The sequence below is a fragment of the Rhizobium sp. WYCCWR 11128 genome (genome assembly GCF_013416305.1).
Lineage (GTDB): Bacteria > Pseudomonadota > Alphaproteobacteria > Rhizobiales > Rhizobiaceae > Rhizobium > Rhizobium indicum.
On the sequence record NZ_JACCEZ010000002.1, the window covers coordinates 890,853 to 917,213 of the forward strand.

Sequence of the window (26,361 nt, forward strand, 5' to 3'; positions counted from 1 at the left end):
GGCATCACGGCAGAAGCTGTCCTTCGCTCGCCGCTCAGGACATTCGTCGTTTACACTCCTCATCCCCCTCATCTGCCCTGCTGGGCATCTTCTCCCCGCTGGGGAGAAGAGGGAAGTCAAGCCAATGCCCCTGATCAATCTCCCCGAATTCGCCAACGACCTCATCGCCGAATTCATCGAGCGCAACGCCGAGCGCATCGATACGCCGGTCATTCAGCCGGCCGAACCTTTCCTTGATATCGCCGGCGAGGATCTGCGCCGCCGCATCTTCATGACGGAGAGTGAAACCGGGGCCAGCCTTTGCCTGCGTCCCGAATTTACCATTCCCGTCTGTCTGCGCCACATCGAGACGGCGACCGGCACGCCGAAGCGTTACGCCTATCTCGGTGAGGTTTTCCGTCAGCGCCGCGACGGCGCCAACGAATTCTATCAGGCCGGCATCGAGGATCTTGGCGATATCGATCTGTCAAACGCCGACGCTCGCGCCATCGGCGATGCCACCGGCATTCTCGCCCGCCTGCTGCCGGGCCGGCGCTTAGCCGTGACATTGGGCGACCAGGCAGTGTTCGAGGCTGTCGTCCAGGCGCTTGGCCTGCCGCTCGGCTGGCAGAAGCGCCTGATCCACGCCTTCGGCAATATGACGCAGTTGGAGGCGCTGCTTGCCAGCCTCGTCAGCCCGCAATTCGTCACCGGGCTGGACGACGATATCGCCAGGCTTGTCGCATCAGGCGACGAGCAGGCGCTGGTCGCCCATCTCGAGCGCGAGATGCAGAAGACCGGCTATTCGACGAATGCCGGCCGCTCGGCCCTGGAGATCGCCCGACGGCTCAAGGAAAAGCTCATCCTGTCCGAAACGCGCCTCGACGATGCCGCCTTCCATGTGCTGGAAGAGTTCCTGTCGCTCGACGTGCCGCTCGTCAATGCGTCCGCGGCCCTTTCCGGTTTCGCCGATGCTGCCGGCCTGAAACTCGGCAACGCGCTTTCCCGTTTCAATGGCCGCGTCGCAGCACTTTCCAATGCCGGCGTCGATCTTTCCTGCCTCGACTATCGTGCCGCCTTCGGACGGCCGCTCGACTACTACACCGGCCTCGTCTTCGAGGTGACGGTCGAAGGTTCGACCGCGGTTCTGGCCGGCGGCGGCCGCTTCGACCGGCTCCTGACCTTCCTCGGTGCGACGGACCGCATTCCGGCCGTCGGCTTCTCCTTCTGGCTCGACCGCATCGAAACCGAAAGGGCAGCCGCATGACCATCACCATCGCGCTTCCCTCCAAGGGCCGGATGAAGGAGGACGCTTCGGCGATCTTCGAACGTGCCGGCATGACGATCTCGGCTGTTGGTAACGACCGCTCCTATCGCGGCCGCGTCGAAGGCTGGGACGATGTGGAAATCGCTTTCCTCTCGGCTTCCGAAATCTCCCGCGAAATCGGCAACGGCACCGTCGATTTCGGTGTCACCGGCGAGGATCTGATGCGGGAAGGTTTTGCCGAGGTCGACAAGCGCGTCGAATTCTGCGCCCGCCTCGGATTCGGCCATGCCGATGTCGTCGTCGCCGTGCCGGAGATCTGGCTCGATGTCGACACCATGGCCGATCTCGTCGATGTCGCCGCCGATTTCCGCGCCCGCCACTCCAGGCGCCTTGCCATCGCCACCAAATACTGGCGGCTGACCCAGCAGTTCTTTTCGAGCCAGCACGGCATCCAGCTTTATCGCATCGTCGAAAGCCTGGGCGCCACCGAGGGTGCTCCCGCCTCCGGCTCGGCCGATATCATCGTCGATATCACCTCCACCGGCTCGACGCTGCGTGCCAACCACCTGAAGGTGCTCCAGGACGGCGTCATCCTGCATTCGCAGGCCTGCCTCGTGCGCGCCCGCAAGGAGAGCCATGCGGACGAACCGGCGGTCCAGGCGATCATCGACGCGGTGCGCGCCGCCCTCTGATCCCCGTCATCAAGGCACAAGAAAACCCGCCGTCGGGTGACGGCGGGTTTTCGCATTTATGGGAGGATGTCTGCTGGTATCAGGCGGCTGCGTAGGCGCCGCGGCGTGCGTCGATCGAATAGGCACCGGCACCGACGGTGGCGAGCAGTATGTACGCGCCGGCCAGCGTGATATTCTTCATGACCATGATCTGGTTGAGAATGTTCACGAGTTCCGTGCCACTCGCGTAGGGCAGGTGGAAGGCAATGCCCGTGAAGACACAGAAGGCGGCGAGCAGCCAGCCGGCAATGCGGACCTGGAAGCCTGTAAGAACCGCAAGGCCGGCCAGCAGTTCGAAAAGGCCTGCGACATAGGCCAGCAGGGTTGCTGCCGGCAGGCCGGCACCGGCGATCATGCCCGCAGTACCGGCAGGATCGGTGAGCTTCATGAAGCCGGAAAGGATGAACATGAAGGAAAGAAGAATACGGGCAATCAGGATGATGACGTTGTTCGACATGGACGTTGTCTCCGTTTCAAGGACTTTGGAGATCTTGGTGCCCCAGCACCGGTTCGACCTCGGATGCCTCTATGTCGCTCTTTTCTTGCGTTGTGGAAAGATAAACGAAAGGGGACACTTCGTTCACTAATATGGAACGATCTCCAAAGCGCGCCGCGTTCGACCGGATTCATGCGACGCGCTTAGATCTTTTGTGGTCATGCATGTCGTTGGCCCAAAACCGCCGCACACTTTTGGGCGACATGCATTAGCTGCCCCCCGCTTGCCTTTGCCAAGCCCGGTCTTTTATGGTCGGCGCCCAACATGGAGAATCCGATGGCAGATCTTTCCGCATTTCCGATCACGACGCGCTGGCCGGCGAAAAATCCCGATATCATCCAGCTCTATTCCCTGCAGACGCCGAATGGGGTGAAGGTCTCGGTCGCCCTCGAAGAGCTCGGGCTCGCCTATGAGCCGCATTATATTTCCTTCGCCGCCAACGAGCAGAAGTCGCCGGAGTTCGAATCTCTCAACCCGAACGGCCGCATTCCGGCGATCATCGATCCGAACGGCCCGGACGGAAAGCCGATCGGCCTTTTCGAATCCGGCGCCATCCTGCTTTATCTCGCCGAGAAAACCGGCAAGCTCATCCCTGCTGATGCCGCGGGTCGCTACGAAACCATCCAGTGGGTGTTTTTCCAGATGGCGGGTATCGGCCCGATGTTCGGCCAGTTCGGACATTTCCATAAATTCGCCGCCGACAAGGTCGCCAACAATTCCTATCCGGTCGAGCGATATCGCGATGAATCCAAACGGTTGCTCGGCGTGCTCGAAGACAGGCTGAAGGGTCGTCAGTGGATCATGGGCGATCTCTATACAATCGCCGACATCACCACCTTCACCTGGGTTCGCGGCGCCGATATTTTCTATGGCGGCCGAGAGGTGCTCGAATATGCGAAATTCCCCGCTGTCTCGGATTGGCTGGAGCGTTGCATCGCCCGTCCGGCAAGTGCCAGGGGCCTCAACATACCGGTCAAGCCGGAGTAACGGACGGATCGCTGGAAAGCACGAAGGCCGCCCTCGAGGCGGCCTTTTATCTTGATTTCCGGCCTATCGCCGACTTGTGATCTGCTTTGTGCCTTCCAGCTTGAATCGCGGAAAGACGAAGACGCCGACCATGCTGCCGCTGTATTTCTGCTCGAGACCGTTGGACTCGCCCATGCAGAAGAGCGGCTGGCGAAAGCCGTTCGGCATGATGATCGTCGTCGAAAAACAGAAGGAGGAGCAGAGTGTCGCCGCCTGCTCGAACAACTCCAATATGTGGCTGCGGTCCTTGGCATCATAGCAGCGGATCAGGCTGAGCAGTCCGCATTCCCGTGCGGCAAGGCCGTGCAGCATCGCGCTCCATTCGCCGAGACGGAGCATGCCGCTCGAAAAATCTCCAGTCCAGGCTTCGGAAACGGAAAACTGCGCCAACATCTCGTGATTTTGATTGGCGTCATCAAACGAGCCGGGCGTCAAAGGTACGGCTACATTGGCTCTGGCGATCTTAAACAAGGCGTTCCCCCGTTCGGATGCGGCTCCCGCCGCACGCTCGGCAAACACAAAGAAACAGGATCACGCAGCAGCGGGCATGATGTCCGCGCTTCATCCGGCGATGATTGCCACGGCCATCTGGCCTCCGTAAGCGGAGCCCTTCGAAGCCGAACGTTCACGTATCGCCTTCCGCGCTCCGGCCTCGTCTATTGGCGAAAAATTATCGCCGGGCGCGCTTTAATTGCAGCGCGGATTTATAGGAGCTTTTGGATAAACGGCAACGGCTTTTTAAGGGGTATTCGGATCGGCCTCATTTCTTAGGATGCCTGCATCTTCGGCCTATTTCGCCAGAATTGGCACAGGAGGATCATCTTTGAGAGCGTTGCAAACGTTTTCACGCTGCGTCAGGCCGGAAATCGTGCCGCAACTCAATGATCTCTCGCATGTCGGTGGGCGGAGAAAGACGTGGGCAACGTAAGCCTGGCGCAAGCTTCGCGCCTGGGGCTGCAGTAGAGAGCCGGGCAAACGTTTCATCGGCTATGCCAATCGGTCCTACCGCACGTCGAATCGCTTTGGTCAAAAGAAAAGGGCGACCCGAGGGCCGCCCTTCCTGTTCCGGATGCCGGAATGGTAGTCAGTGATGGCTTTCGCCGATCACATCATGTCCATTCCGCCCATTCCGCCCATTCCGCCCGGCATGCCACCGCCAGCCGATTCTTTCTTCGGCAGTTCGGCAATCATGGCTTCGGTGGTGATCAGCAGCGATGCGACAGAAGCAGCGTTCTGCAGCGCCGTGCGAACGACCTTGAGCGGGTCGACGATACCCATGGCGATCATGTCGCCATATTCGGACGTCTGGGCGTTGTAGCCGTAGTTGTCTTCGTTCTTGTCGAGGACCTTGCCGACAACGATCGAGGCTTCGTCGCCTGCGTTTTCAGCGATCTGACGAACGAGCGACTGCAGGGCGCGGCGAACGATGTTGATGCCGGCTTCCTGGTCGTCGTTTGCACCCTTGACGGTGATCTTCGTGGAGGAGCGGAGCAGAGCGATACCGCCGCCGGGGACGATGCCTTCCTGAACAGCAGCGCGGGTCGCGTTGAGCGCGTCGTCGATGCGGTCCTTCTTTTCCTTCACTTCGACTTCCGTCGAGCCGCCGACGCGGATGACGGCAACGCCGCCAGCGAGCTTGGCAAGACGTTCCTGCAGCTTCTCGCGGTCGTAGTCCGAAGTGGTTTCTTCGATCTGCGCCTTGATCTGGGCAACACGGCCTTCGATGTCGGTCTTGGCGCCCGAACCGTCGACGATCGTCGTGTTTTCCTTGGAGATCGAAACCTTCTTGGCACGGCCGAGCATGTCGAGCGTGACGGATTCGAGCTTGATGCCGAGGTCTTCGGAGATGACAGTGCCGCCGGTCAGGATGGCGATGTCTTCGAGCATGGCCTTGCGGCGATCGCCGAAGCCAGGAGCCTTGACGGCAGCAATCTTCAGGCCGCCGCGCAGCTTGTTGACGACGAGCGTAGCAAGAGCTTCGCCTTCGACGTCTTCAGCGACGATGAGGAGCGGCTTGCCGGTCTGGACGACAGCTTCGAGAACCGGGAGCATCGACTGCAGGTTCGAGAGCTTCTTCTCGTGAAGGAGAATGAAGACGTCTTCGAGGTCGGCGATCATCTTTTCCGGGTTGGTCACGAAGTAGGGGCTGAGGTAGCCGCGGTCGAACTGCATGCCTTCGACGACTTCGAGTTCGGTTTCGGCGGTCTTTGCTTCTTCAACCGTGATGACGCCTTCGTTGCCGACTTTCTGCATGGCTTCAGCAATGTCGAGACCGACCTGCTTGTCGCCATTGGCCGAAATCGTGCCGACCTGTGCAACTTCTTCCGAAGTCGAGATCTTCTTGGCCTTGGCCTGGAGATCCTTCACGACGTCGGCGACAGCAAGATCGATGCCGCGCTTCAGGTCCATCGGGTTCATGCCGGCTGCAACGGCCTTGTTGCCTTCGCGAACGATCGCCTGGGCAAGAACGGTAGCCGTCGTGGTGCCGTCGCCGGCGATGTCGTTGGTCTTCGAAGCAACTTCGCGGACCATCTGGGCGCCCATGTTTTCGAACTTGTCTTCGAGTTCGATTTCCTTGGCGACCGAAACGCCGTCCTTGGTGATGCGCGGCGCGCCGAAGGACTTGTCGATGATGACGTTACGGCCCTTCGGGCCGAGCGTGACCTTCACTGCATCGGCGAGAATGTCGACGCCGCGCAGCATCTTTTCGCGCGCGGTGCGGCCAAACTTGATTTCTTTAGATGCCATATTCTTAACTCCTGAATTCGAGTTGTTCGGGCAAAAGGCCCGTCAGCCATTTCGGGAAAGCAGGTCGGCCGATCAGCCGATGATGCCCATGATGTCGGCTTCCTTCATGATCAGAAGGTCTTCGCCGTCGATCTTGACTTCGGTGCCGGACCACTTGCCGAACAGGATGCGGTCGCCAGCCTTGACGTCGAGTGCGACGACCTTGCCGGACTCATCGCGCGCGCCGGAGCCGACGGCGACGATTTCGCCTTCCTGCGGCTTTTCCTTGGCGGTATCGGGAATGATGATGCCGCCCTTGGTCTTGGCTTCGGACTCAACGCGGCGAACAACGACGCGGTCGTGAAGGGGGCGGAAGTTGGTGCTTGCCATTGTCTAATCCCTCGATCGAATGACATTCGCGGACCGGAGTGGCCCACATGGATAGATGTTAGCACTCCCTTGCGGTGAGTGCTAGCGACGAGCATTTAGGGATGGCTCCGAGAGGAGTCAATGAGAGCAATCACGAATTTTTGTGCCGGAATTGTGAAGAGGCTGGAGAATAGTACGAGATTGCGGCCGAAACCCGGGTGCTGCCGAACTTTGCCGAACTCGTCCGCCGTCAGCGATCTGCCGCTTCGCGATAATCATCAAAACCCTTTGCCCATCCGCTTCGCCGGATCGCCGTTCAAGCTCCTCGCATTGGTCCGGCAGCGAAGAAAATGCCTTGCCATCGCCTTGCGCCTTTGCAATGTCACCGGTGACTGAAGCAAATCGGGAAATCGGAATGGCCAAGCGGATAGAAAACTTCTCGGAGATATCAGGTCACTATGATGTGGTGCTCTGCGATGTCTGGGGCGTCGTTCACAACGGCGTCGATCCGTTCCCGAAGGCGGCCGCAGCCCTTGAAGCGGCACGCGAAAGCGGCCTCGCCGTTGTCCTTATCACCAATTCACCGCGCCTTTCCTGGCAGGTGGTCGAGCAGTTGCGCCAGATCGGCGTTCCCGACAGCGCCTATGACAGGATCGTCACCTCGGGCGACGTCACGCGCGGTTTGATCGCAGAGGGGCCGAAGACCGTCTTTCTGCTCGGCCCCGAGCGCGACAAGGCGCTTCTCGAAGGCATTGGCGTCGAGCGCCGGCCGGCCGGCGAAGCGCTATCGCTCGTCTGCACCGGCTTTTTCGACGACGAGACGGAGAAGCCGGAGGACTACACCGATATGCTTCTCGATTTCAAAGCTCGCGACGTGCCGATGATCTGCGCCAATCCCGACCTCATCGTCGAGCGTGGCCATCGCATCATCCCCTGCGCCGGCGCCATGGCCGCCTATTACGAGCAGCTCGGCGGCAGCACCCGCATCGCCGGCAAGCCGCACCGGCCGATCTACGAGGCGACGCTAGCGGCTGCCCGCGAGCTTAGCGGCGATTTCCCGGTCGAGCGTGTGCTGGCGATCGGCGATGGCATGCCGACCGATGTGCGCGGCGCCTTGAATTACGGCCTCGACCTCCTCTACATCAGCGGCGGTATCCACGCTAAGGAATATACTCTCAACGGTGAAACCGACGAGGCGATCCTCAACGCCTATCTCGAACGGGAAAACGCCGCGCCGAAGTGGTGGATGCCCCGCCTTGCATGAGACACGCCTTGCATGAAGAGAAGCCAGCCGATGACCGTCTTCCACCGCAATGAAACCCGGGAACCCCTACCCGCCCATCTGAAGGGCGGCGTCATTGCCATCGGCAATTTCGACGGCGTGCACCGAGGCCATCAATCGGTGCTGAACCGGGCGCTCGAGATCTCCAAGGCGCGCGGTATCCCCGCGTTGGTGCTGACCTTCGAGCCGCATCCGCGCACGGTCTTCCGGCCGCAGACACCGGTCTTCCGCCTGACGCCGGCGCCGCTGAAGGCCCGTATCCTGGAAACGCTGGGCTTCAGCGCCGTCATCGAATATCCTTTCGACTACGAGTTCTCGCAGCGCTCGGCCGATGATTTCATCCACTCGATCCTGAAGGATTGGCTCGGCGCCTCCGAAGTCGTCACCGGCTTCGATTTCCATTTCGGCCGCGGCCGCGAGGGCGGTCCCGCCTTCCTGATGAATGCCGGCCATACCTACGGCTTCGGCGTCACCCTGATCGATGCTTTCCGCGACGAAAACGCCGATGTCGTCTCTTCGAGCCATATCCGCGCGCTCCTGAAGGAGGGCAATGTCAGCGAAGTCGCCGGCATGCTCGGTTACCGCTATACGGTGGAGGCTGAGGTGATCGATGGCGAAAAGCTCGGCCGGCAGCTGGGTTTTCCCACGGCCAACATGCGCCTGCCGCCGGAGGTCGATCTTGCCGCCGGCATCTACGCCGTCCGCTTCCGCCGCCAGGACGGCACGCTCCACGATGCCGTCGCAAGCTACGGCCGCCGCCCGACGGTGACGGAAAACGGCGCACCGCTGCTCGAAACCTATCTTTTCGATTTCAGCGGCGATCTCTATGGCCAGCTCTGCTCCGTCTCCTTCTTCGGCTATCTCCGCCCTGAGCTGAAATTCGACGGCCTCGATCCGCTGGTCGCCCAGATCAAACGCGATGAGGAAGAGGCGAGGGCGCTGCTTGCGGGTGTTAAACCAATCGGCGCACTTGATCAGAAACTCTGCTTTTCCTGAGGTCGCCTTGGCTATCTCCGGCTCAGCGGAAACTGACCGGGATCGTTCGTCCATGGATCGAAGATCGCCGCGCCGGAGAAGCGCGTATCCCTGACGTTTCGCGTCACCAGATAGAGATTGTGCTCGATTGCGGTTGCTGCGAGCATCGTGTCGACAACCGACGGCGCATGTCCGGTCTTGAGTTTCACCTGCCCTGAAATGACGCCCCAGTGCCTGACGGCTGAGTCGCTCAGCGAAAGAACGCGCTGCGAAAACCTTTCCTCCAGCGCATCGCGGGAGGCCGCATAACGATAGCGGTTTTGATCGTCGTCCGGCAGGTTTTCGATGCCTTTGTCATATTCCGCCAGTGTGAGGATGCTGATGAACATCCGCTCCTCGTCTTGAGCCGCAGCCCAGGATTTGACGGAGGGTGCACCGTTCGGATTGATCAGCGCGGCAATGACGTTGGTATCGAGCAGCCAGCCGATCACAGCTCTGCATCCCGCCCGTAATCTGCTTCTCGCTCGAGGTCGAGCTTTTTGAGGTCGAGGCTCTCCATGAAGGCGACGAAAGGCTTTTTCGGTTCGGCTTTGGTCAGTTGGTCGAGCTCTTCGGCGCTGATGACGACGACGCTGTCCCGGCCGCGAACAGTCACGCGCTGCGGTCCTTCGCTGTGTGCACGACGGACCACCTCGCTGAAGCGCGCTTTCGCGTCTTCGAGCTTCCAGCTTTGCTTGGTGATTTTTTTCATGGCTCTGGCTCTCGATCCAAATCTGGTCAGATAGTCAGATATATACCACAAGCCGCATAGACTTTCCAGCCATAGGCTTTCCGGAACGATGCGGGCACCGGCGATTCCAGCCGTTGAAGCCGATTGCGGGCAGCGAATTCTTCTCTTCCTTTTGCCGGCAAAAACGCCTATGAACCGGCGCGATGAAGAAATATCGGCTGGCAATGATGATGCGAATTATCGGCCCGGCCTTCCGCGCGCGCTAAGCGGCCGGAAGGTCCGGGTTTTTGGCGCTTGGATACGAGCGCTTCCGTCACCAGCTATTTCACGCCCGTTGCGCCCTTTCCTGGGCCGCCAAAAAACGATTGTCAGACATGACCGACACAGCCGAAAAGATCGACTATTCGAAGACCCTCTATTTGCCCGAGACCGATTTCCCCATGCGCGCCGGCCTGCCGCAGAAGGAGCCGGAACTCGTCAAGCGTTGGCAGGAGATGGGTCTCTACAAGAAACTGCGCGCGTCTGCCGCCGGCCGCGAGAAATTCGTCCTTCACGACGGCCCGCCCTATGCCAACGGCAACATCCATATCGGCCACGCGCTGAACAAGATCCTCAAGGACGTCATCAACCGTTCGTTCCAGATGCGCGGCTACGACGCCAATTACGTGCCCGGCTGGGATTGCCACGGCCTGCCGATCGAATGGAAGATCGAGGAAAAGTATCGCGAGAAGGGCAAGAACAAGGACGAGGTCCCGGTCAACGAATTCCGCCGGGAATGCCGTGAATTCGCCGCCGGCTGGATCAAGGTCCAGGCGGAAGAGTTCAAGCGTCTCGGCATCGAGGGCGACTTCGACAATCCCTATACGACGATGAACTTCCACGCGGAATCGCGCATCGCCGGCGAACTCTTGAAGATCGCCGCAAGCGGTCAGCTTTATCGCGGCTCCAAGCCGATCATGTGGTCGGTCGTCGAGCGCACCGCGCTGGCCGAGGCAGAAGTCGAATACCAAGACTATGAGAGCGATACGATCTGGGTGAAATTCCCCGTCGTCGAAGGTCCGGCTGCGCTCAAGGATGCGTTCGTGGTCATCTGGACGACCACGCCCTGGACCATCCCCGGCAACCGCGCGGTCTCCTTTTCGCCGCGCATCTCCTACGGCCTCTACGAGGTGACGGCCGCAGAGAACGATTTTGGTCCGCGTCCGGGCGAAAAGCTGATCTTTGCCGATAAGCTGGCCGAGGAATCCTTCGCCAAGGCAAAGCTGCAGTACAAGCGCTTGAGCGATGTCACTGCGGCCGACTTCGCAACGATGACCTGTGCCCATCCCTTCAAAGATCTCGACGGCGGCTACGAATTCCTCGTGCCGTTGCTCGATGGCGATCACGTCACCGATGACGCCGGCACCGGCTTCGTGCACACCGCACCCAGCCACGGTCGCGAAGACTTCGATGCCTGGATGTCGGCTGTCCGCACGCTTGAGGCCCGCGGCATCGACACCAAGATCCCGTTCCCGGTCGACGACGGTGGCTTCTATACCGCCGACGCTCCCGGCTTCGAGGGTGCCCGCGTCATCGACGACAACGGCAAGAAGGGCGATGCCAACGACCGTGTCATCAGGGAGCTGATCGCCCGCGGCGCGCTCTTTGCCCGCGGCCGGCTGAAGCACCAGTATCCGCATTCCTGGCGCTCGAAGAAGCCGGTCATCTTCCGCAACACGCCGCAATGGTTCGTCTATATGGACAAGACCCTTGCCGACGGCACGACGCTGCGTTCGCGCGCGCTCAGTGCGATCGACGATACGCGCTTCGTGCCCGCCGCCGGCCAAAACCGCCTGCGCGCCATGATCGAAGGCCGCCCGGACTGGGTTCTTTCCCGTCAAAGGGCATGGGGCGTGCCGATCGCCGTCTTTGCTGACGATGAGGGCGAGGTTCTGGTCGACGAAGCCGTCAATGCCCGCATCCTCGAAGCCTTCGAAGATGAGGGCGCCGACGCCTGGTTTGCCGAAGGCGCCAAGGAGCGTTTCCTCGGCAACGACCACGACCATTCCCGCTGGACCCAAGTCATGGATATCCTCGACGTCTGGTTCGACTCTGGCTCGACGCACACCTTCACGCTCGAAGACCGCCCGGACCTGAAGTGGCCGGCCGACCTTTATCTCGAAGGTTCCGACCAGCATCGCGGCTGGTTCCATTCGTCGCTGCTGGAATCGGCGGCCACCCGCGGCCGTGCGCCTTACAACGCCGTCCTCACCCATGGTTTCACCATGGACGAGAAGGGCGAGAAGATGTCGAAGTCGAAGGGCAACGTCACAGCACCGCAGGAAGTGATGAAGGATGCCGGCGCCGATATTCTGCGCCTTTGGGTGATGACCTCGGATTATGCCGACGACCTGCGCGTCGGCAAGACGATCATCCAGACCAATGTCGACGCCTATCGCAAGCTGCGCAACACCATCCGCTGGATGCTCGGCACGCTCGCCCACGACAAGGGCGAGGAGATCGCGCTTGCCGATCTGCCGGAGCTGGAGCAGCTGATGCTGCACCGGCTTGCCGAGCTCGACGAGCTGGTGCGCGAGAACTACGATGCCTTCGACTTTAAGAAGATCGCCCGGGCGCTGATCGATTTCGCCAATGTCGAGCTTTCGGCCTTCTATTTCGATGTCCGCAAGGATGCGCTCTATTGCGATGCGCCGTCGAGCCTGCGCCGGCGCGCCAGCCTGCACGTCATCCGTCAGATCTTCGATTGCATGGTGACCTGGCTCGCCCCGATGCTGCCCTTCACCACCGAGGAGGCCTGGCTGTCGCGCAACCCGTCCGCCGTTTCTGTGCATCTTGAGCAGTTTGCTCCGGTTGCAAAGGAATGGCGCAACGATGCCTTGGCCGAGAAGTGGAAGAAGATCCGCGCCGTGCGTTCGGTTGTGACCGGCGCTCTGGAAATCGAGCGCAAGGACAAGCGCATCGGCTCCTCGCTGGAGGCGGCTCCTGTCGTCCACATCGCCGATCCTGAATTGCTGCAGGCGATCGAAGGCCAGGACTTCACCGAGGTCTGCATCACCTCGGCAATCGAGATCAAGGCCGGCGAAGGACCAGTGGATGCCTTCCGCCTTGCCGACGTGCCTCAGGTCAGCGTCGTGCCGAAGCTTGCAGAGGGTGAGAAATGCGCTCGCTCCTGGCGTATCACCAGGGATGTCGGTTCCGATCCCGAATATCCTGATGTTTCGGCCCGCGACGCTGCTGCCCTTCGCGAGCTTGCCACGCTCAAGTGAAGAATATTGCCGGATGAATTGCGTTTTCGCGGTTCATCCGGTAAAAGCTGCCTGAAAATGGCCGGATTTTTGCGTCAGGGGGACGGTTGTCCGGTTGGGCGATGATTGCACCGGCAGGGCTGGAAGGGTTTTCATGTTAGCAACGCATTGGTTCCGTATGGGCGCCTGCCTGTCTGTTGTAGTGGCGGGATGCTCCCTGGTGTCCGGTTGTGCCAGCAGCCCGACCTACGGCACCGACAAGACCGCCGTGGAACAGTTGACCGACGATCTCGGCCAGTCCGTGTCTTTGACCGGCCCGGACCCGAAGAACAAGGGCGTCAAGTACACGCCGCGGCCGACGCTGGTTCTGCCGGCACAGGCGCAGAAGGAGACCCTCGTTGCGCCGCAGCAGACGGTCGCCAACAAGGACAATCCGCAATGGCTAGAATCGCCGGAGGAGACCCGCGCCCGTCTCGTTTCGGAAGCCGACGAGAATTCGGACAATCCGAATTACCGCTCGCCGCTCGCCAGCTCTGCGATCGAAGGCGGCCGGCGCACGACGGAAGCCCAGACCAAGGCCTATCGTGAAGCCCGTGCCCTGCAGAAGGGCTCCTATGTCGATCAGCGCCGCTATATATCCGATCCGCCGCCCGGCTACCGCACTGTCGACGATCCGGCAAAGCTCGATGATGTCGGCGAGCCCGAGCTCAAGAAGCAGAAGAAGCGTAAGAAGGATGCAGCTGTCGCCAACACCGGCAAGCAGTGGTGGAACCTCCTGCAATAGCTTTATCGGCGCGCCGCCAAGGATGACGGCGCCGCGCACCGGCGCTGGGATTACGGCGCCTCTCTCCTTTGTGAAAAGAACTTTCGCAGCAGATCGGCCGATTGGACCTCGTTGAAGCCGGAATAGACCTCCGGGGCGTGGTGACAGGTCGGCTGCCCATAAAATCGCACGCCATTGTCGACGGCGCCGCCCTTCGGGTCCTCGGCGCCGTAGTAGAGCCTGCGGATACGCGCAAACGAGATGGCTGCTGCGCACATGGTGCAAGGCTCCAGCGTCACGTAGAGATCGGCGCCGGTAAGACGTTCCTGTCCGAGCGCTTCGCCGGCGAGCCGGATCGCGGCGATTTCGGCATGCGCGGTCACGTCTTTGAGCTCGCGCGTGCGGTTTCCCGAGCGTGAAACGGCAATATCGTCGACAACGACGACGGCGCCGATCGGCACCTCGCCGCGTTCTCCGGCGGCACGCGCTTCTTCGAGCGCCATCTCCATGAAACGATTTGTCTTCACGATCGCAAGAATTTCCACTTAACCGCAGATGCGTGACCTGATAGACAGGCCCAAAAGGCAGGCAAACAACAAATGACACCCAAAGACAAGCCAAAACGCCCGGGCGCAAAGCCCCTTTCACGGGATATCAGGTCGAAAGCCGGCCCGAAGGCGGACGGCGACAAGCCGGCAAAGCCTGCGGTCGCACGCGCAATCGCCGCTGAAACCGATGGTGACGCCAAGGCCGAACGCATTTCCAAGGTGATGGCGCGCGCCGGCGTCGCCTCCCGCCGTGACATCGAACGCATGATCATGGAAGGCCGTGTGACGCTGAACGGCAGGGTTCTCGAAACCCCCGTCGTCAACGTCACGCTCGCCGATCGCATCGAAGTCGACGGCGTGCCGATCCGCGGCATCGAGCGCACCAGGCTGTGGCTCTATCATAAGCCCACCGGCCTGGTGACCACCAATGCCGATCCGGAAGGCCGCTCGACCGTCTTCGACAACCTGCCGGAAGAATTGCCGCGCGTCATGTCGATCGGCCGCCTCGATATCAACACCGAAGGCCTGCTGCTCTTGACCAATGACGGCGGTCTCGCCCGCGCGCTCGAGCTGCCGGCCACCGGCTGGCTGCGGCGCTACCGCGTCCGCGCCCATGGCGAGATCGATCAGGACGCGCTCGACAAGCTGAAGGACGGCATTGCCGTCGACGGCGTGCTCTACGGCTCGATCGAGGCGACGCTCGACCGCACCCAAGGCTCGAACGTCTGGATCACCATGGGTCTTCGCGAAGGCAAGAACCGCGAAATCAAGAACGTGCTCGGCGCGCTCGGCCTCGACGTCAATCGCCTGATCCGCATTTCCTATGGCCCGTTCCAGCTTGGCGACCTGCCGGAAGGCCATGTCGTCGAAGTGCGCGGCCGCACACTGCGCGACCAGCTCGGCCCGCGCCTCATCGAAGAAGCCAAGGCGAATTTCGACGCGCCGATCTACAATGCGGCGGCGGTCGCTGCCGAGGAAGAGGCAGAGCCCGCAGCACCGGAAAAGCGCGAGCGTCCGCGCCGTGACGAGGACAAGCGCGAACGCGCGCTGAGCCGTCTCGACACCAAGCGCGATGACCGCCACGGTGGCGCGCGCAAAGAGGACGACCGCCGCGATGGCGGGCGCCGGGACGATGAAAGGCCAAAGCGCCCCCAGCCGCTCGGCCAGCGCCGCAGCGCCAATGTCTGGATGGCGCCGGGCGCCCGGCCGCTCGGCGAAAAGGCAGCGGCGAAAGCCGCCAAGAATGCGCAGACTGCGCGCCGGCGCGGCGAGCAGGCGCCGGCAAAGAATGATCGCATCGAGGATCGCCCGCGCACGCAGGTGAACCGTGTGCGCGAAGAGGATGGCGAATGGATCCGCTCGAGCGAGCAGCCCCGCGGCAAGGATGAGGGCGAAGGCTTCGGTCGTAAGCGTTCCTTCGGGGATCGACCCGCCCGCGAAGACCGCGGTTCTGGCGACCGCCCGGCGCGCGGCGACCGGCCGTTCGGTGATCGTCCCTCGCGTGGGGATCGGCCCTTCGGCGACAAGCCGCGCGGTGATCGCAAGCCGCGTGCGGATGGCGACGAGCGTCCTCGTGCCGCGAGAAGCTCCGCAGGTGATGCCCGTTCTGAGCGTCCGCGCGGCGACCGGCCGTTCGGTGATCGTCCCTCGCGCGGGGATCGGCCCTTCGGCGACAAGCCGCGCGGTGATCGCAAGCCGCGTGCGGATGGCGACGAGCGTCCTCGTGCCGCCAGAACCTCCGCCGGTGAGGGCCGCTCGGAGCGTCCGCGCGGCGACCGCCCCTCCGGTGATCGTCCTTCGCGTGGAGACCGGCCCTTCGGCGATAAGCCGCGTGGGGATCGCAGGCCGCGCGAGGACGGTGATGAGCGTCCGCGGGCAGCCAGAAGCTTTGCCGGCGAGGGCCGCTCCGAGCGTCCGCGCGGCGAAAGATCGTTCGGCGACAAGCCCTCGGGTGACAGGCCTTCCGATGACAGGCCGCGCGGCAAGGGCTTTGCGGCCAAGCCGGGTGGGGCCAAGCCTGGCGGGGTCAAGAGTTTTTCCGGCAAGCCGAAAGGCGCCAAGCCGGGCGGGGACAGGCCGGGCGGCGACAGGCCTGCGGGCGGGCCGTCCAGAGGTGGTGCTAAAGGAAAAGGAATGACGCGCGGTGCGGATCGTCGGCGGTGAGTTTCGCGGACGGCCTCTCGCCGTGCCAAAATCCAACGAGATCCGGCCGACTGCCGACCGGACGCGCGAGAGCCTGTTCAATATATTGAGCCATGCCTATCCGGAATGCGTCGACGGCACCCGGATTCTCGACCTCTTTGCCGGAACCGGCGCCGTCGGCCTCGAAGCGGTTTCACGCGGCTGTCGCCATGCGCTCTTCGTCGAAAACAGCGTTGAGGGCAGGGCGCTGCTCTGGGAGAACATCGATGCGCTCGGCCTGCATGGCCGCACGCGGATCCTGCGCCGGGATGCGACCGATCTCGGCAGCGTCGGCAATCTCGACCCCTTCGACGTGATCTTTGCCGACCCACCCTATGGCAAGGGTCTCGGTGAGAAGGCGATGGCGGCGGCGGCCGAGGGCGGCTGGCTGCGGCCAGGCGCAATCGCGGTGCTCGAAGAACGCGCCGATATTGTCGTTTCCGTCCATCCTTCCTATGTCTTCCTCGAAAGCCGCATCTTTGGCGATACGAGGGTGCATTTCTTCCGATATCAGCCGCAATAAGCGGGGGCGGGCGTGCAGCAGGCAGAGATCATCAGCCCGAAATTGCCTGCGATCAGCGATGTGCCGACGGTCGCCGTCGCTTTTGGCGGCGGCGGTGCGCGCGGACTTGCCCATATCCATGTCATCGAGACGCTCGATGAACTCGGCATCCGCCCGGTGGCGGTATCAGGCTCGTCGATCGGCGCGATCATGGCGGCCGGCATGGCGGCCGGCATGTCAGGCGCCGAAATCCGCGAACATGCGCTGACGACCGTCGGCAACAAGACGGCCGTCGTCGCCCGCATCTGGGGCCTGAGGCCGGCGACGGTGCGCGATGCGGTGGCCAAGGGTATCCGCATCGGCCAGTTCAATCTGGAGCGGATCCTCAAGGCCTTCCTGCCGTCCGAGCTGCCGGCCCGCTTCGAAGATCTGCTGGTCCCGATGAAGGTGATCACCACCGATTATTACGGGCAGTGCGAAGTCATCATCGAGCAGGGCGAGCTGTTTCCCGCACTCGCGGCTTCTTCCGCCATCCCCGCCGTCTTCATGCCGGTGCGCCTGCGCGACCGCGTGATGATCGACGGCGGCATCAGCAATCCCGTGCCCTATGAATGCCTGATGGATCTTGCCGACATCGTCGTCGGCATCGATGTCGTCGGCGCGCCGGAAGGCGACGGCACCCATATTCCGAACCGTATGGAGAGCATCTTCGGTTCCGGCCAGCTGATGATGCAGACGGCGATCTCGCTGAAGCTGAGGCTTCGCCCGCCGCACATCTTCCTGCGCCCGACGGTCGGGCGCACCGGCGTCATGGATTTCCTCAAGGCTCGCGAAGTCCTCGCCATGTCCGTCGGCGTCAAGGACGACCTGAAATTCGCCCTTGACCGGGAAATCGAGGCTCGGCTGAAGCGCTAAATCGCGTCGCGATCTTTCAGATTCGCTCTTCGCTCTTCGCGCTTTAGGCTTTGTTTTTGCGCATGTCGTTATCGCAAAACCGCCGCACACTTTTGCGCGACATGCTCTAGCTGTTTCTTTGCTTCATTGGGCATGGCCCTCATGGCCGGCGTGACCCGCACCGTTTGCAGCCTCGTTCATCATCACCGTGCCCTCGAAGCTTGAGAACAGCGCAAGCGCCGAAGAATCGAGGCCGGCCTCGGCATCTTCCAGTTTCGCAGCCAGCCCGGCGGCCTCATGTGCGGAAAGCCCGATCGTCTCCAGCATTGCGGTATCCTTGAGGCTGTCGCCGCTGCAGAGATAGATGCTCCAGCCGTGATGCGACTTCTTCATCAGGGCTCGTCCGCCGCGTCCATCCTGCCGCCAGCCGACGATCGCCCAATCGGCCTGAACGACGACCGGGGCGATATCGAGCGGCTTGTCTGGCCTTTCGAACATCACCTTCAGCCTTGCCGGGATCGCCTGTTGCGGATCGTCGTCCGCAGATGCCATGGATGCAAGCAGCACGCCGCCAACAATAGCGATGATCTTCTTCATCTGATGGCCTTCCTCAAGCGAGAACACGTTTCAGCAACGGTACGAACCGCACGACGATCTGGTCGAAGGCGATCATGGCGACAATCGCGAGCCCGCTCATCGGGAAGGTGACCGCGAAGATCCCGACAATCACCCACAGGCCGTAATAGATCGAAGGCTTCGGCGGCATGGGTGGCACACCGAGGCGGCCGATCGGGCGCCGTTTCCACCACATGACGATAGCGGTCACGCAGCTGAGCACAATTGCAAGGCATGTTGCGAGCATCAGCAACTGGTTGAAACGCCCCCATTCCTGTCCCTGGTGGACATTGATGCCCCATTCGATCGCTTTGCCGAGGAACGGATATTGATCGAAGCCGATATCGATCAGCGGTTTGCCGGAATACTGGTCGATATGGAGCGTGCGTTCGTCGGCAAGATCGTCGGGAAAGAGCGAGGCGGTATAGACACCCGTCTCGTCGGAGGGGATCGCCACGTCGAAGCCCGGCGCCATGCCCAGCCGTTTGGCGATCTCCACGGCTTTATCGAGGCCGATTGGCCTGGCTGATTGCGCTGCGGCGATATCGGAAAGCGGAACGGGCGCCTTCTCGACGATCCAGCCGCTGTTCGGAAGGATATCCTCGGTGACTTTTTGCGACTTCGGCACGTCGTCCCAGAGCTGGACCGGATAGCCAAGGCCATGTTCGGTCAGCCAGGCATTGGCGTTCGCCCCCCAATAGCCCGACCATGGCATGCCTGACATCGCAAGGAAGAAGATCAGGACACCGGCGAAGGCTCCGGTCACCGCATGCAGGTCGCGCCAGAAAACGCGGCGGCCGGGCGTTCCCCGCACGCTGACGACGCCGCCCGTCTGGCGTCGCGGCCACCAGAGATAGATGCCGGTGACGACGAGCACCATGGCAAAGCCGCCGGCAATTTCGATCAGCCGGTTCGTCAGGGTGCCGAAATAGGCGAGGCTATGGATGCGCTTGACGACATAATTGAACTCGTCGGTCGATCCGACCACATCGAGCACCTTGCCGTCATAGGGGTTGACGAAGACCAGCATCGAGCCGGCATCGCTGGCGAGGGTGACGATGGCCGATCGCTCGGGCAGGACCGGGTCTTTGTAGGATGTGACGGTTGAGCCCGGCACGGAGGAGGCGGCGATCTCTGCGATCCGCTCCGGCGACAGCGTTTCGCCAGCCGGCTGGACACTGTAGCGGTAGCCGAAGAAGGTGCTGTTGATCTCGTCCTTGAAGAGATAGAGCGATCCGGTGACGGCCAGATTGAGCAGGAAGGGTATGACGAGAAGCCCGGCAAAGAAATGCCAACGCCAGATGGCACGGTAGAGCGAAACGCCGTTTGCGGCGTCCTCTGCCGGTTCGGCAGCAGTAATAGTCGACATGAGAATGGATCCGTATCCACAACCGACGGCACGCATGCAGGTCGGCCGGCGTTGAAAGGCGCGTCACGGCGCCTGCCGCAACGCGAAGTTCAGGTAAGGATCGGATCGGAAGGAGGAGCCCGAGGACCGGTATTGGGCGGGAAAAGCTGGCGATGGAAGGCCTCGGTCCGGATCGGCAGTTCAACCGCAGCCGCAAAGGGTATGGCAGCACCGGAGATGTCCGCCGGCGCCGGCAGGAGAATGGCGGTGCTGATCCGGCAGGCTTCGCAACCGTGCGAATGCGACTTGTCGTGCTGGCTCTGACCGGATTTGTCCGTCGTGGTAACGCAAAGTGTCGGCAGCGTCCCGTCCGGAAGCACATATTGGGCGAGTTCAGCCGGATCGAATTCGCCAGCCGCTGCGGCGGGAAGCTGATGGGCGAAGCCGACGAACACCAGTGCGACCGCGCACAGGATGCGCAGCGCCCATTGTTCGATCTGTGCCGCCCGTCTGATCAAGTTTCCCTCTTGGATCGCTCCGATCGGACGTTTGATAAACGCCGCCTCCCTGATATTCAATGCGTCAATTTTGCAAGCAAGTCGGGGCGATCAGGCATCCGCCGTCGCATCCGCGGTCCCGGCCAGCGGATCGTCCTCGAAAGGATCGGCAGCACGCTTCGGCTTGACCAGCGGTTCGGGGCGAACAGGGTGGGAAAACAGCATGTCGCGCCCGGCCTGCAGCCCTTCCGACACCTGCAGCACCAGGCGCGCCTCGTCGCGCTTGCGGATATCCTCGCCGATTTCGTAGGCGTCGACCTCGGAAACGCCGAGCGCCTCCAGCGTTCGCCGTCCGAAGAGAAGGCCGGATTCCAGCGTTTCGCGCAGCTCGTAGTCGACGCCCTTGTTGCGCAGTTCGATCGAATGGATGCGGTCGTAGGAGCGCACATAGAGCCGGGTGTGGGGATAGTCGGCCTGCACCAGCTCCACCACCTTGTCGGTGATTTCCTTCTTCTGCGTGCAGACGAGCACGATCTTTGCCCGGTCGATGCCGGCCGAGCGCAACACGTCCTTGCGGGCGCCGTCGCCGAAATAGATGCGGAAGCCGAAGGAGGAGGCCTGACGGATGCGGTCGGCGGAAAAATCGATGACGGTGACGCTGCGCCCGCCGGCAAGCAGGATCTGGGCGGCGATCTGGCCGAAACGCGAGAAGCCGACCATCAGCACGTCGGCGCCGGCTCCCTCGAAATCCTCGTCCAGCTCCTCCTGTTCGTCGCCGTTGAGCAGCCGCTTCGAAAGGGCCGACCCGATCGGCGTCAGCGCCATGGACAGCGTGACGATCGCGACCAGCAGCGAGGCCGTGCTCGTCGACATCAGCCCGGCCGCCCCCGCCGTGGTGAACAGCACGAAGCCGAATTCACCGCCCTGCGGCAGCAGGAAGGCGATGCGGATCGCATCGTCATGCGAAGAGCCGGAGATCCGGCAGATGCCGTAGATGACGATCGCCTTGACGGCCATGACGATCGGCACGGCGACGATGACGAAGAGCGCGTTGTCGGCGAGAACGTCGAGCTCCAGCGACAGGCCGACGGCGATGAAGAAGATGGCGAGCAGCACGCCGCGGAACGGCTCGATATCCGCCTCCAGCTCGTGCCGGTAGGAGGATTCAGCAAGCATCACGCCGGATAGGAAGGCGCCCATCGCCATCGAAAGCCCAGCTAGCTGCATCAAGCTCGCCGATCCCATGACGACGAAGAGGGCAGCCGCGATCATTGCTTCGCGCGCGCCGGTCCGGGCGATGATCTGGAAAAGCGGCGTCAGCAGGTAACGTCCCATGACGATCATCGCCGCAACCGCGCCGACGGCGATAGCGAAATCGAACAGTGGCGCGTTGCTGCCCTTATCGCCGCCGTCGAGGATGGTGATCAGCGCCAGCAGCGGCACGATCGCCAGGTCCTGGAACAGCAGCATCGAAAAGGAGCGTTGCCCGTATCGCGTATTGACGTCGCCGTCGCCCTCGAGGATCTGCATGGCGAAGGCGGTCGAAGACAGCGCCAGGCCAAATCCGGCGACGATGCTGCCGCGCCAGTCGAGAACCTGGGAAAACCAGGCAAGCGCGGTCAGCGCTAGCCCCGTCAGCACCACCTGCGCCGCGCCGAGGCCGAAGATGTCGCGCCGCATCTGCCAGAGGCGGGTGGGTTTCAACTCCAGTCCGATGATAAACAGCAGGAAGACGACGCCGAGTTCGGCGACGGCGAGGATCTGTTCGCCATCGGTGATGCCGTGGAAGACCGGGCCGATGACGATGCCGGCGGCGAGATAGCCGAGCACCGTGCCGAGCCCGAGTTTCTTGAAGATCGGCGCGGCGACCACCGCCCCGCCAAGCAGCAGGATCGTTTCGGAAAAAAAGGCATTGGGCGCTGACATGCTGACAATTTCTTTCGACGGCGGGGAGCAAGCAGGCAGCCCGGATAAAGAATCGGTGACGGCGGCCTTGATGCTTGGGAGAGTGCACAATAAATGGAAGCCGAAGGAAAGGCCAAATCATGTCCTCTGAAATTGATTCCTCGACACTTCTTTCCCGCGCAAGTCAATTGATCGATCTGGCAAGGAAGGCAGGGGCCGATGCCGCCGACGCCGTCGTCGTCCGGTCGCGCTCGCAATCGGTCAGCGTCCGCCTCGGCAAGGTCGAGGGCACGGAATCCTCCGAAAGCGACGATTTCTCGCTGCGTGTCTTCATCGGCAAGCGTGTCGCCAGCGTTTCGGCCAATCCGGGCTTCGATCTTCAGGCGCTGGCCGAACGCGCCGTCGCCATGGCCAAGGTTTCTCCGGAAGACCCCTTCGCCTGCCTGGCGGATGAGGCGAGCCTTTCGAGATCCTATCCCGACCTGCAATTGCTCGATACCACCGAGGTATCCTCCGAGATGCTGCGCGAGGCGGGTCTTGCCGCTGAAGCAGCAGCACTTGCGGTCAAGGGTGTCACCAATTCTTCCGGCGCCGGCGCGTCGGCCGGCATGGGCGGCCTCGTTCTTGCCACCTCGCACGGTTTCGAAGGCAGTTACATGGCCTCCCGTTTCGGCCATTCCGTCAGCGTGATTGCCGGCGAAGGCACCGGCATGGAGCGCGACTATGATTATGACAGCCGTCTCTATTATGCCGAGCTCGACGATCCCGCTGAAATCGGCCGTCGCGCCGGCGAACGGGTGATCAAGCGCGTCAATCCGCGCCAGGTGCCGACCGGCAAGGACATCACCGTCATCTTCGATCCGCGTGTCGCCCGCGGCTTCGTCGGCCATATCGCCGGTGCGATCAATGGTGCTGCCGTCGCCCGCAAGTCCAGCTTCCTGCGCGACAAGATGGGTCAGCAGATCCTGAAGTCAGGCCTGTCGATCACCGACGATCCGCTGATCGTGCGCGGCCCTTCCTCGCGGCCCTTCGACGGCGAGGGCGTGTCCGGCGAGCGGCTGGTGATGATCGAGGATGGTGTTTTGAAGCACTGGTTCCTCTCGACCTCGACCGCGCGCGAGCTCGGCCTCGAAACCAACGGCCGCGGCGTGCGCGGCGGCACCGCCGTCTCGCCTTCCTCCACCAACCTCGCGCTGGAACCCGGCGAGATCTCGCCGGAGGATTTGATCCGCAGCGTCGGCAACGGTTTTTATGTCACCGAATTGATCGGCCACGGCGTCAACATGATCACCGGCGAATACAGCCGCGGCGCCACCGGCTTCTGGATCGAGAACGGCGAACTCACTTTCCCGGTCTCCGAGGTGACGATCGCCTCGAACCTCAAGGAGATGTTCATGCGCCTGACGCTGGCAAACGACATCGACCGGAAGTTCGGCGTCGCGGCCCCCACCTTCGCCATCGAAGGCATGACGCTTGCAGGGCGCTAGAGCAGGTCTCGCAAAAGTGTGCAGCGGTTTTGCGATAAAGACATGCGGAAAAACAAAGACCTAAAGCGTGGCAAGCGAATCTGAAAGATCGCGACACGCTTTAGAGCATGATGCCGAAAAGTGTGAGCGGTTTGCGGACGACATCATGCTCCAACTGTCCTTGAGAAATGGATTGATCTGATGAGCGACATGGAGAAAGCCCGGTGGCAGAGCGATCTCACGCTGATCGTCGATGCCGCGAAAGAGGCGGGTGCCGTCGCTTTCGGCTTCTTCAACCAGTCGCCTGAGGTCTGGTGGAAGAACGAGGACCGTTCGCCCGTCAGCGCCGCCGATTTCGCCGCCAACAAGACGCTCGAGACCATCCTGCGCAAGGCCCGGCCGGATTATGGCTGGCTGTCGGAAGAAACCGACGACGATGCCGACCGTCTCTCATGCGAGACGCTGTTCATCATCGATCCGATCGACGGCACGCGCGCCTTCCTCGGCGGGCAGAAGGTCTGGTGTGTCAGCGTCGCGGTGGTTCATCGCGGCCGGCCGGTCGCCGGCGTGCTCTATGCCCCGGCGCTCGAGGAGCTCTATGAGGCGGTCGAGGGCGGCGTGGCGCTGAAGAACGGCGTCCCCTTCACCGTTTCGGCGGCCGGACCGGAAGAGATGAGCCGCCTTGCGATCGGCGACGACCTGCTGAAGACCTTTCCACCGGAGTTCCGCGACCGGGTGACGCGCGAGAAATACATTCCCTCGCTCGCCTATCGCATCGCCATGGTAGCGGACGGCCGTCTCGAAGGCACCTTCGTCAAGGGCAATTCACATGATTGGGACCTTGCCGCTGCCGATCTGATCCTTGTCTGCGCCGGCGGCGGCCTCGTCGACATCGAAGGCCAACCGATCGTCTACAATCGCGCCGAAGTCACCCACAAGGTCCTCTGTGCGGCGCCAACGCCTCGCCTTGAGGAATTCCTCACGGCCTTTGCGGGACGACGAGACAGTTGACGTTTCCGTCAAAATCCCGCAGATGGGTGGCGGAGGAGAATAGGCAGAAAGAGAACAAAAAATGACTGACTCCGGTGACAAGAAGCAGCTTCTGCATCTCGTTTTTGGCGGCGAACTGGAAAGCCTCGATGACGTTCAGTTCCGTGATCTGCAGGGTCTCGATATCGTCGGTATTTTCCCGGATTACGCCACGGCGCTGACGGCCTGGAAGTCGAAGGCGCAGCAGACGGTCGACAATGCGCATATGCGCTACTTCATCGTCCACATGCATCGTTTGCTCGATCCGCAGGAAAAGCCCAAGGGCTGAGCTTAGCAAGTGCTGCCGGCCGGCCGGCCGCTCGTCGAGCGGGCTTTGCTGCATCGGGCGCGCCCGTCGATCCGGATTGTTTGACGCATTCTGAACAAATTAATCGGCCATTGCGGCCGCAACGATAATTAGGGAATGGGTTTGATGTCGATCGGTTTTGATCGGAGGCTGGCGCGATGAGTTCCCGGATGGCGCGGTTCGGTCTGAGCGCATACCGTCTGGCGGGAACCGTGGCCTCTCCAGTCGTCGGCCTCTATATCACCTACCGCACGGCCAAGGGCAAGGAAGACCGGGCCCGCCGCCTGGAGCGTTTCGGCTATCCGAGCGCCAACCGGCCGCAGGGCCCGCTCATCTGGTTCCATGCCGCAAGCGTCGGTGAAACCAACGCCGTCATCCCGCTGATCCGCGAAATCCGCCGCCGCGACATCCATGTCATCCTGACGACCGGCACCATCACGTCGGCCAAGCTCGCCGCCGAGCGTCTCGGCCAGGAAGCAATTCATCAATATGTGCCACTCGACCTGAAGCCTTCCGTCAGCCGCTTCCTCGATTACTGGCAGCCCGATTGCGCCATCATCGCCGAATCCGAGATCTGGCCGGCAACGGTGCTGGAGCTCGGCCGCCGCCGCATTCCGCAGATCCTGATCAACGCCCGCATGTCGGACCGCTCCTTTGCCCGCTGGCGCCGCCGCCCGGCGATCGCCGAAGCCTTGTTCGAGAATCTTGCCCTCGTCATCGCCCAGTCGGATGTCGATGCCGAACGTTTCCGCGATCTCGGCGCTGTGCCCGTCATCACCTCGGGCAATCTGAAGGTCGATACCGACGCGCCGCCTTATGACAGCGCTGTCTTCGCCCGCTATAAGAAGCAGATCGGCGATCGCAAGACCTGGGCGGCGATCTCGACCTTCGACGGCGAGGAGAATGCCGCCGCCATCGTTCATCGGGCGCTCAGGGAGCGCGACCATCAATTGACCATCATCGTGCCGCGCCATCCCGAGCGCAGCGATGAGATCGAGGCGGCGCTCGTCAAGCAGGGGCTGAAGGTCGCCCGCCGCACCCGCGACGATGTCTTGTCCGCCGATGTCGATATCTTCCTCGGCGATACGATCGGCGAAATGGGCCTCTATCTGCGCCTGACGGAAATCGCCTTCGTCGGCCGCTCGCTCTTTGCCGAAGGCGGCCAGAACCCGCTGGAGCCTGCCATGCTCGGCTGCGCCATTCTCTCCGGCGGCCATGTGCAGAATTTCCGCGATGCCTATCAGAAGCTTGCTCGCAGCGGCAGCGCCCGCATGGTGCGCGATACCGAAATGCTGGCCAAGGGCGTGCATTATCTGCTGATCAACGACGACGCCCGCCGCAATATGATCGAGGCCGGCATCACCGCCGTGCACGAAATGCGCGGCGCGCTGACAGCGACGGTGAAGGGCCTGGAACCCTATATCAATCCGCTGACGGTGAAGGCGCGGCTGCTGCCCAAGGCCGTGGCCCAGGTCTAAG

The 26,361-nt window shown here is 62.2% G+C and carries 26 protein-coding genes; 14 read left to right on the forward strand and 12 right to left on the reverse strand.

The annotated features are described in order from the left end of the window. Positions 1-124: 124 nt before the first annotated feature. Positions 125-1,246, forward strand: a complete 1,122-nt coding sequence (locus HX898_RS12020; RefSeq protein WP_028743742.1) for an ATP phosphoribosyltransferase regulatory subunit — start codon at positions 125-127, stop codon at positions 1,244-1,246. Beyond that, entirely contained in the window at positions 1,243-1,938 is a 696-nt protein-coding gene (gene hisG, locus HX898_RS12025) for an ATP phosphoribosyltransferase (RefSeq protein WP_180194745.1), read from the forward strand. Before HX898_RS12020 ends, hisG begins: the two co-directional genes overlap by 4 nt. A 79-nt stretch (positions 1,939-2,017) precedes the next feature. On the opposite strand, the gene HX898_RS12030 is transcribed toward hisG, so the two are convergent. Next, on the reverse strand, positions 2,018-2,434 hold the full coding sequence (locus HX898_RS12030; RefSeq protein WP_138328914.1) for a DoxX family protein: 417 nt from the start codon (positions 2,432-2,434) through the stop codon (positions 2,018-2,020). Between the two features lie 315 nt (positions 2,435-2,749). Here HX898_RS12030 and HX898_RS12035 point away from each other — a divergent pair, with 315 nt between their 5' ends. Continuing rightward, positions 2,750-3,460, forward strand: a complete 711-nt coding sequence (locus HX898_RS12035) for a glutathione binding-like protein (RefSeq protein ID WP_138328913.1) — start codon at positions 2,750-2,752, stop codon at positions 3,458-3,460. Positions 3,461-3,523: 63 nt separating this feature from the next. On the opposite strand, the gene HX898_RS12040 is transcribed toward HX898_RS12035, so the two are convergent. The 4 genes from HX898_RS12040 to HX898_RS12055 all read right to left on the reverse strand — a co-directional run bounded on the left by HX898_RS12040 (position 3,524) and on the right by HX898_RS12055 (position 7,018). Continuing rightward, complete coding sequence (locus HX898_RS12040; RefSeq protein WP_138328912.1) at positions 3,524-3,970, reverse strand: hypothetical protein; 447 nt, start codon at positions 3,968-3,970, stop codon at positions 3,524-3,526. A 633-nt stretch (positions 3,971-4,603) separates the two neighbouring features. Continuing rightward, positions 4,604-6,247 (reverse strand): chaperonin GroEL, encoded by a 1,644-nt coding sequence (groL, locus tag HX898_RS12045; protein WP_012756206.1) that lies wholly within the window; start codon positions 6,245-6,247, stop codon positions 4,604-4,606. A 72-nt stretch (positions 6,248-6,319) separates the two neighbouring features. Continuing rightward, positions 6,320-6,616: a co-chaperone GroES gene (gene groES / locus HX898_RS12050; RefSeq protein WP_003545797.1), complete on the reverse strand. Its 297-nt coding sequence runs from the start codon at positions 6,614-6,616 to the stop codon at positions 6,320-6,322. 117 nt (positions 6,617-6,733) lie between these two features. After that, positions 6,734-7,018, reverse strand: coding sequence for a hypothetical protein (locus HX898_RS12055; protein ID WP_180194746.1), 285 nt, complete (start codon positions 7,016-7,018; stop codon positions 6,734-6,736). Between HX898_RS12055 and HX898_RS12060 the strand changes: the two genes are divergently transcribed. Continuing rightward, on the forward strand, positions 7,011-7,859 hold the full coding sequence (locus HX898_RS12060; RefSeq protein ID WP_171599073.1) for a TIGR01459 family HAD-type hydrolase: 849 nt from the start codon (positions 7,011-7,013) through the stop codon (positions 7,857-7,859). The genes HX898_RS12055 and HX898_RS12060 overlap by 8 nt on opposite strands. A 30-nt stretch (positions 7,860-7,889) precedes the next feature. Further along, a complete protein-coding gene (locus HX898_RS12065) occupies positions 7,890-8,873 on the forward strand; it encodes a bifunctional riboflavin kinase/FAD synthetase (RefSeq protein ID WP_138329006.1) in 984 nt (327 codons plus the stop codon). Positions 8,874-8,884: 11 nt separating this feature from the next. Here HX898_RS12065 and HX898_RS12070 read toward each other — a convergent pair whose 3' ends face one another. Continuing rightward, positions 8,885-9,343, reverse strand: coding sequence for a type II toxin-antitoxin system VapC family toxin (locus HX898_RS12070; protein ID WP_180194747.1), 459 nt, complete (start codon positions 9,341-9,343; stop codon positions 8,885-8,887). Continuing rightward, entirely contained in the window at positions 9,340-9,603 is a 264-nt protein-coding gene (locus HX898_RS12075; protein WP_180194748.1) for a type II toxin-antitoxin system Phd/YefM family antitoxin, read from the reverse strand. Before HX898_RS12075 ends, HX898_RS12070 begins: the two co-directional genes overlap by 4 nt. A 353-nt stretch (positions 9,604-9,956) precedes the next feature. Here HX898_RS12075 and ileS point away from each other — a divergent pair, with 353 nt between their 5' ends. Both ileS and HX898_RS12085 read left to right on the forward strand, forming a co-directional pair. After that, positions 9,957-12,848 (forward strand): isoleucine--tRNA ligase, encoded by a 2,892-nt coding sequence (gene ileS, locus HX898_RS12080; protein ID WP_138329005.1) that lies wholly within the window; start codon positions 9,957-9,959, stop codon positions 12,846-12,848. Between the two features lie 133 nt (positions 12,849-12,981). Continuing rightward, entirely contained in the window at positions 12,982-13,611 is a 630-nt protein-coding gene (locus tag HX898_RS12085; RefSeq protein ID WP_180194749.1) for a hypothetical protein, read from the forward strand. A gap of 50 nt (positions 13,612-13,661) precedes the next feature. Here the strand turns inward: HX898_RS12085 and HX898_RS12090 are convergent, their stop codons facing one another. Beyond that, a complete protein-coding gene (locus HX898_RS12090; protein WP_180194776.1) occupies positions 13,662-14,099 on the reverse strand; it encodes a nucleoside deaminase in 438 nt (145 codons plus the stop codon). Between the two features lie 90 nt (positions 14,100-14,189). Here HX898_RS12090 and HX898_RS12095 point away from each other — a divergent pair, with 90 nt between their 5' ends. Genes HX898_RS12095 through HX898_RS12105 form a run of 3 tightly spaced genes read left to right on the forward strand, consistent with a single transcriptional unit; the run spans position 14,190 to position 17,736 of the window. Beyond that, complete coding sequence (locus HX898_RS12095) at positions 14,190-16,301, forward strand: pseudouridine synthase (protein WP_180194750.1); 2,112 nt, start codon at positions 14,190-14,192, stop codon at positions 16,299-16,301. Further along, positions 16,282-16,842, forward strand: a complete 561-nt coding sequence (gene rsmD, locus HX898_RS12100) for a 16S rRNA (guanine(966)-N(2))-methyltransferase RsmD (RefSeq protein ID WP_138390684.1) — start codon at positions 16,282-16,284, stop codon at positions 16,840-16,842. Before HX898_RS12095 ends, rsmD begins: the two co-directional genes overlap by 20 nt. 12 nt (positions 16,843-16,854) lie before the next feature. Then, positions 16,855-17,736 carry a patatin-like phospholipase family protein gene (locus tag HX898_RS12105; RefSeq protein ID WP_138390683.1) on the forward strand — a complete coding sequence of 294 codons (882 nt, stop codon included), beginning with the start codon at positions 16,855-16,857 and terminating at the stop codon, positions 17,734-17,736. A gap of 123 nt (positions 17,737-17,859) precedes the next feature. Here HX898_RS12105 and HX898_RS12110 read toward each other — a convergent pair whose 3' ends face one another. The 4 genes from HX898_RS12110 to HX898_RS12125 form a co-directional block, all read right to left on the reverse strand. Continuing rightward, complete coding sequence (locus HX898_RS12110) at positions 17,860-18,312, reverse strand: copper uptake system-associated protein (RefSeq protein ID WP_138390682.1); 453 nt, start codon at positions 18,310-18,312, stop codon at positions 17,860-17,862. Between the two features lie 13 nt (positions 18,313-18,325). After that, a complete protein-coding gene (locus HX898_RS12115; protein ID WP_180194751.1) occupies positions 18,326-19,699 on the reverse strand; it encodes a PepSY domain-containing protein in 1,374 nt (457 codons plus the stop codon). 89 nt (positions 19,700-19,788) lie between these two features. Continuing rightward, positions 19,789-20,196 (reverse strand): hypothetical protein, encoded by a 408-nt coding sequence (locus HX898_RS12120; RefSeq protein ID WP_171599076.1) that lies wholly within the window; start codon positions 20,194-20,196, stop codon positions 19,789-19,791. A gap of 90 nt (positions 20,197-20,286) precedes the next feature. Beyond that, the gene (locus HX898_RS12125) at positions 20,287-22,101 is read right to left on the reverse strand and encodes a monovalent cation:proton antiporter-2 (CPA2) family protein (RefSeq protein WP_029872602.1); all 1,815 of its coding nucleotides are present in this window, start codon (positions 22,099-22,101) and stop codon (positions 20,287-20,289) included. 119 nt (positions 22,102-22,220) lie between these two features. Between HX898_RS12125 and HX898_RS12130 the strand changes: the two genes are divergently transcribed. The 4 genes from HX898_RS12130 to waaA all read left to right on the forward strand — a co-directional run bounded on the left by HX898_RS12130 (position 22,221) and on the right by waaA (position 26,360). Next, positions 22,221-23,567, forward strand: a complete 1,347-nt coding sequence (locus HX898_RS12130) for a TldD/PmbA family protein (protein ID WP_171599078.1) — start codon at positions 22,221-22,223, stop codon at positions 23,565-23,567. Between the two features lie 180 nt (positions 23,568-23,747). Continuing rightward, complete coding sequence (locus HX898_RS12135; protein WP_171599079.1) at positions 23,748-24,557, forward strand: 3'(2'),5'-bisphosphate nucleotidase CysQ; 810 nt, start codon at positions 23,748-23,750, stop codon at positions 24,555-24,557. Positions 24,558-24,618: 61 nt separating this feature from the next. Beyond that, positions 24,619-24,864, forward strand: a complete 246-nt coding sequence (locus HX898_RS12140; RefSeq protein WP_003545820.1) for a DUF4170 domain-containing protein — start codon at positions 24,619-24,621, stop codon at positions 24,862-24,864. Between the two features lie 176 nt (positions 24,865-25,040). Next, positions 25,041-26,360 (forward strand): lipid IV(A) 3-deoxy-D-manno-octulosonic acid transferase, encoded by a 1,320-nt coding sequence (gene waaA, locus HX898_RS12145; protein WP_171599080.1) that lies wholly within the window; start codon positions 25,041-25,043, stop codon positions 26,358-26,360. Position 26,361: the final 1 nt, after the last annotated feature.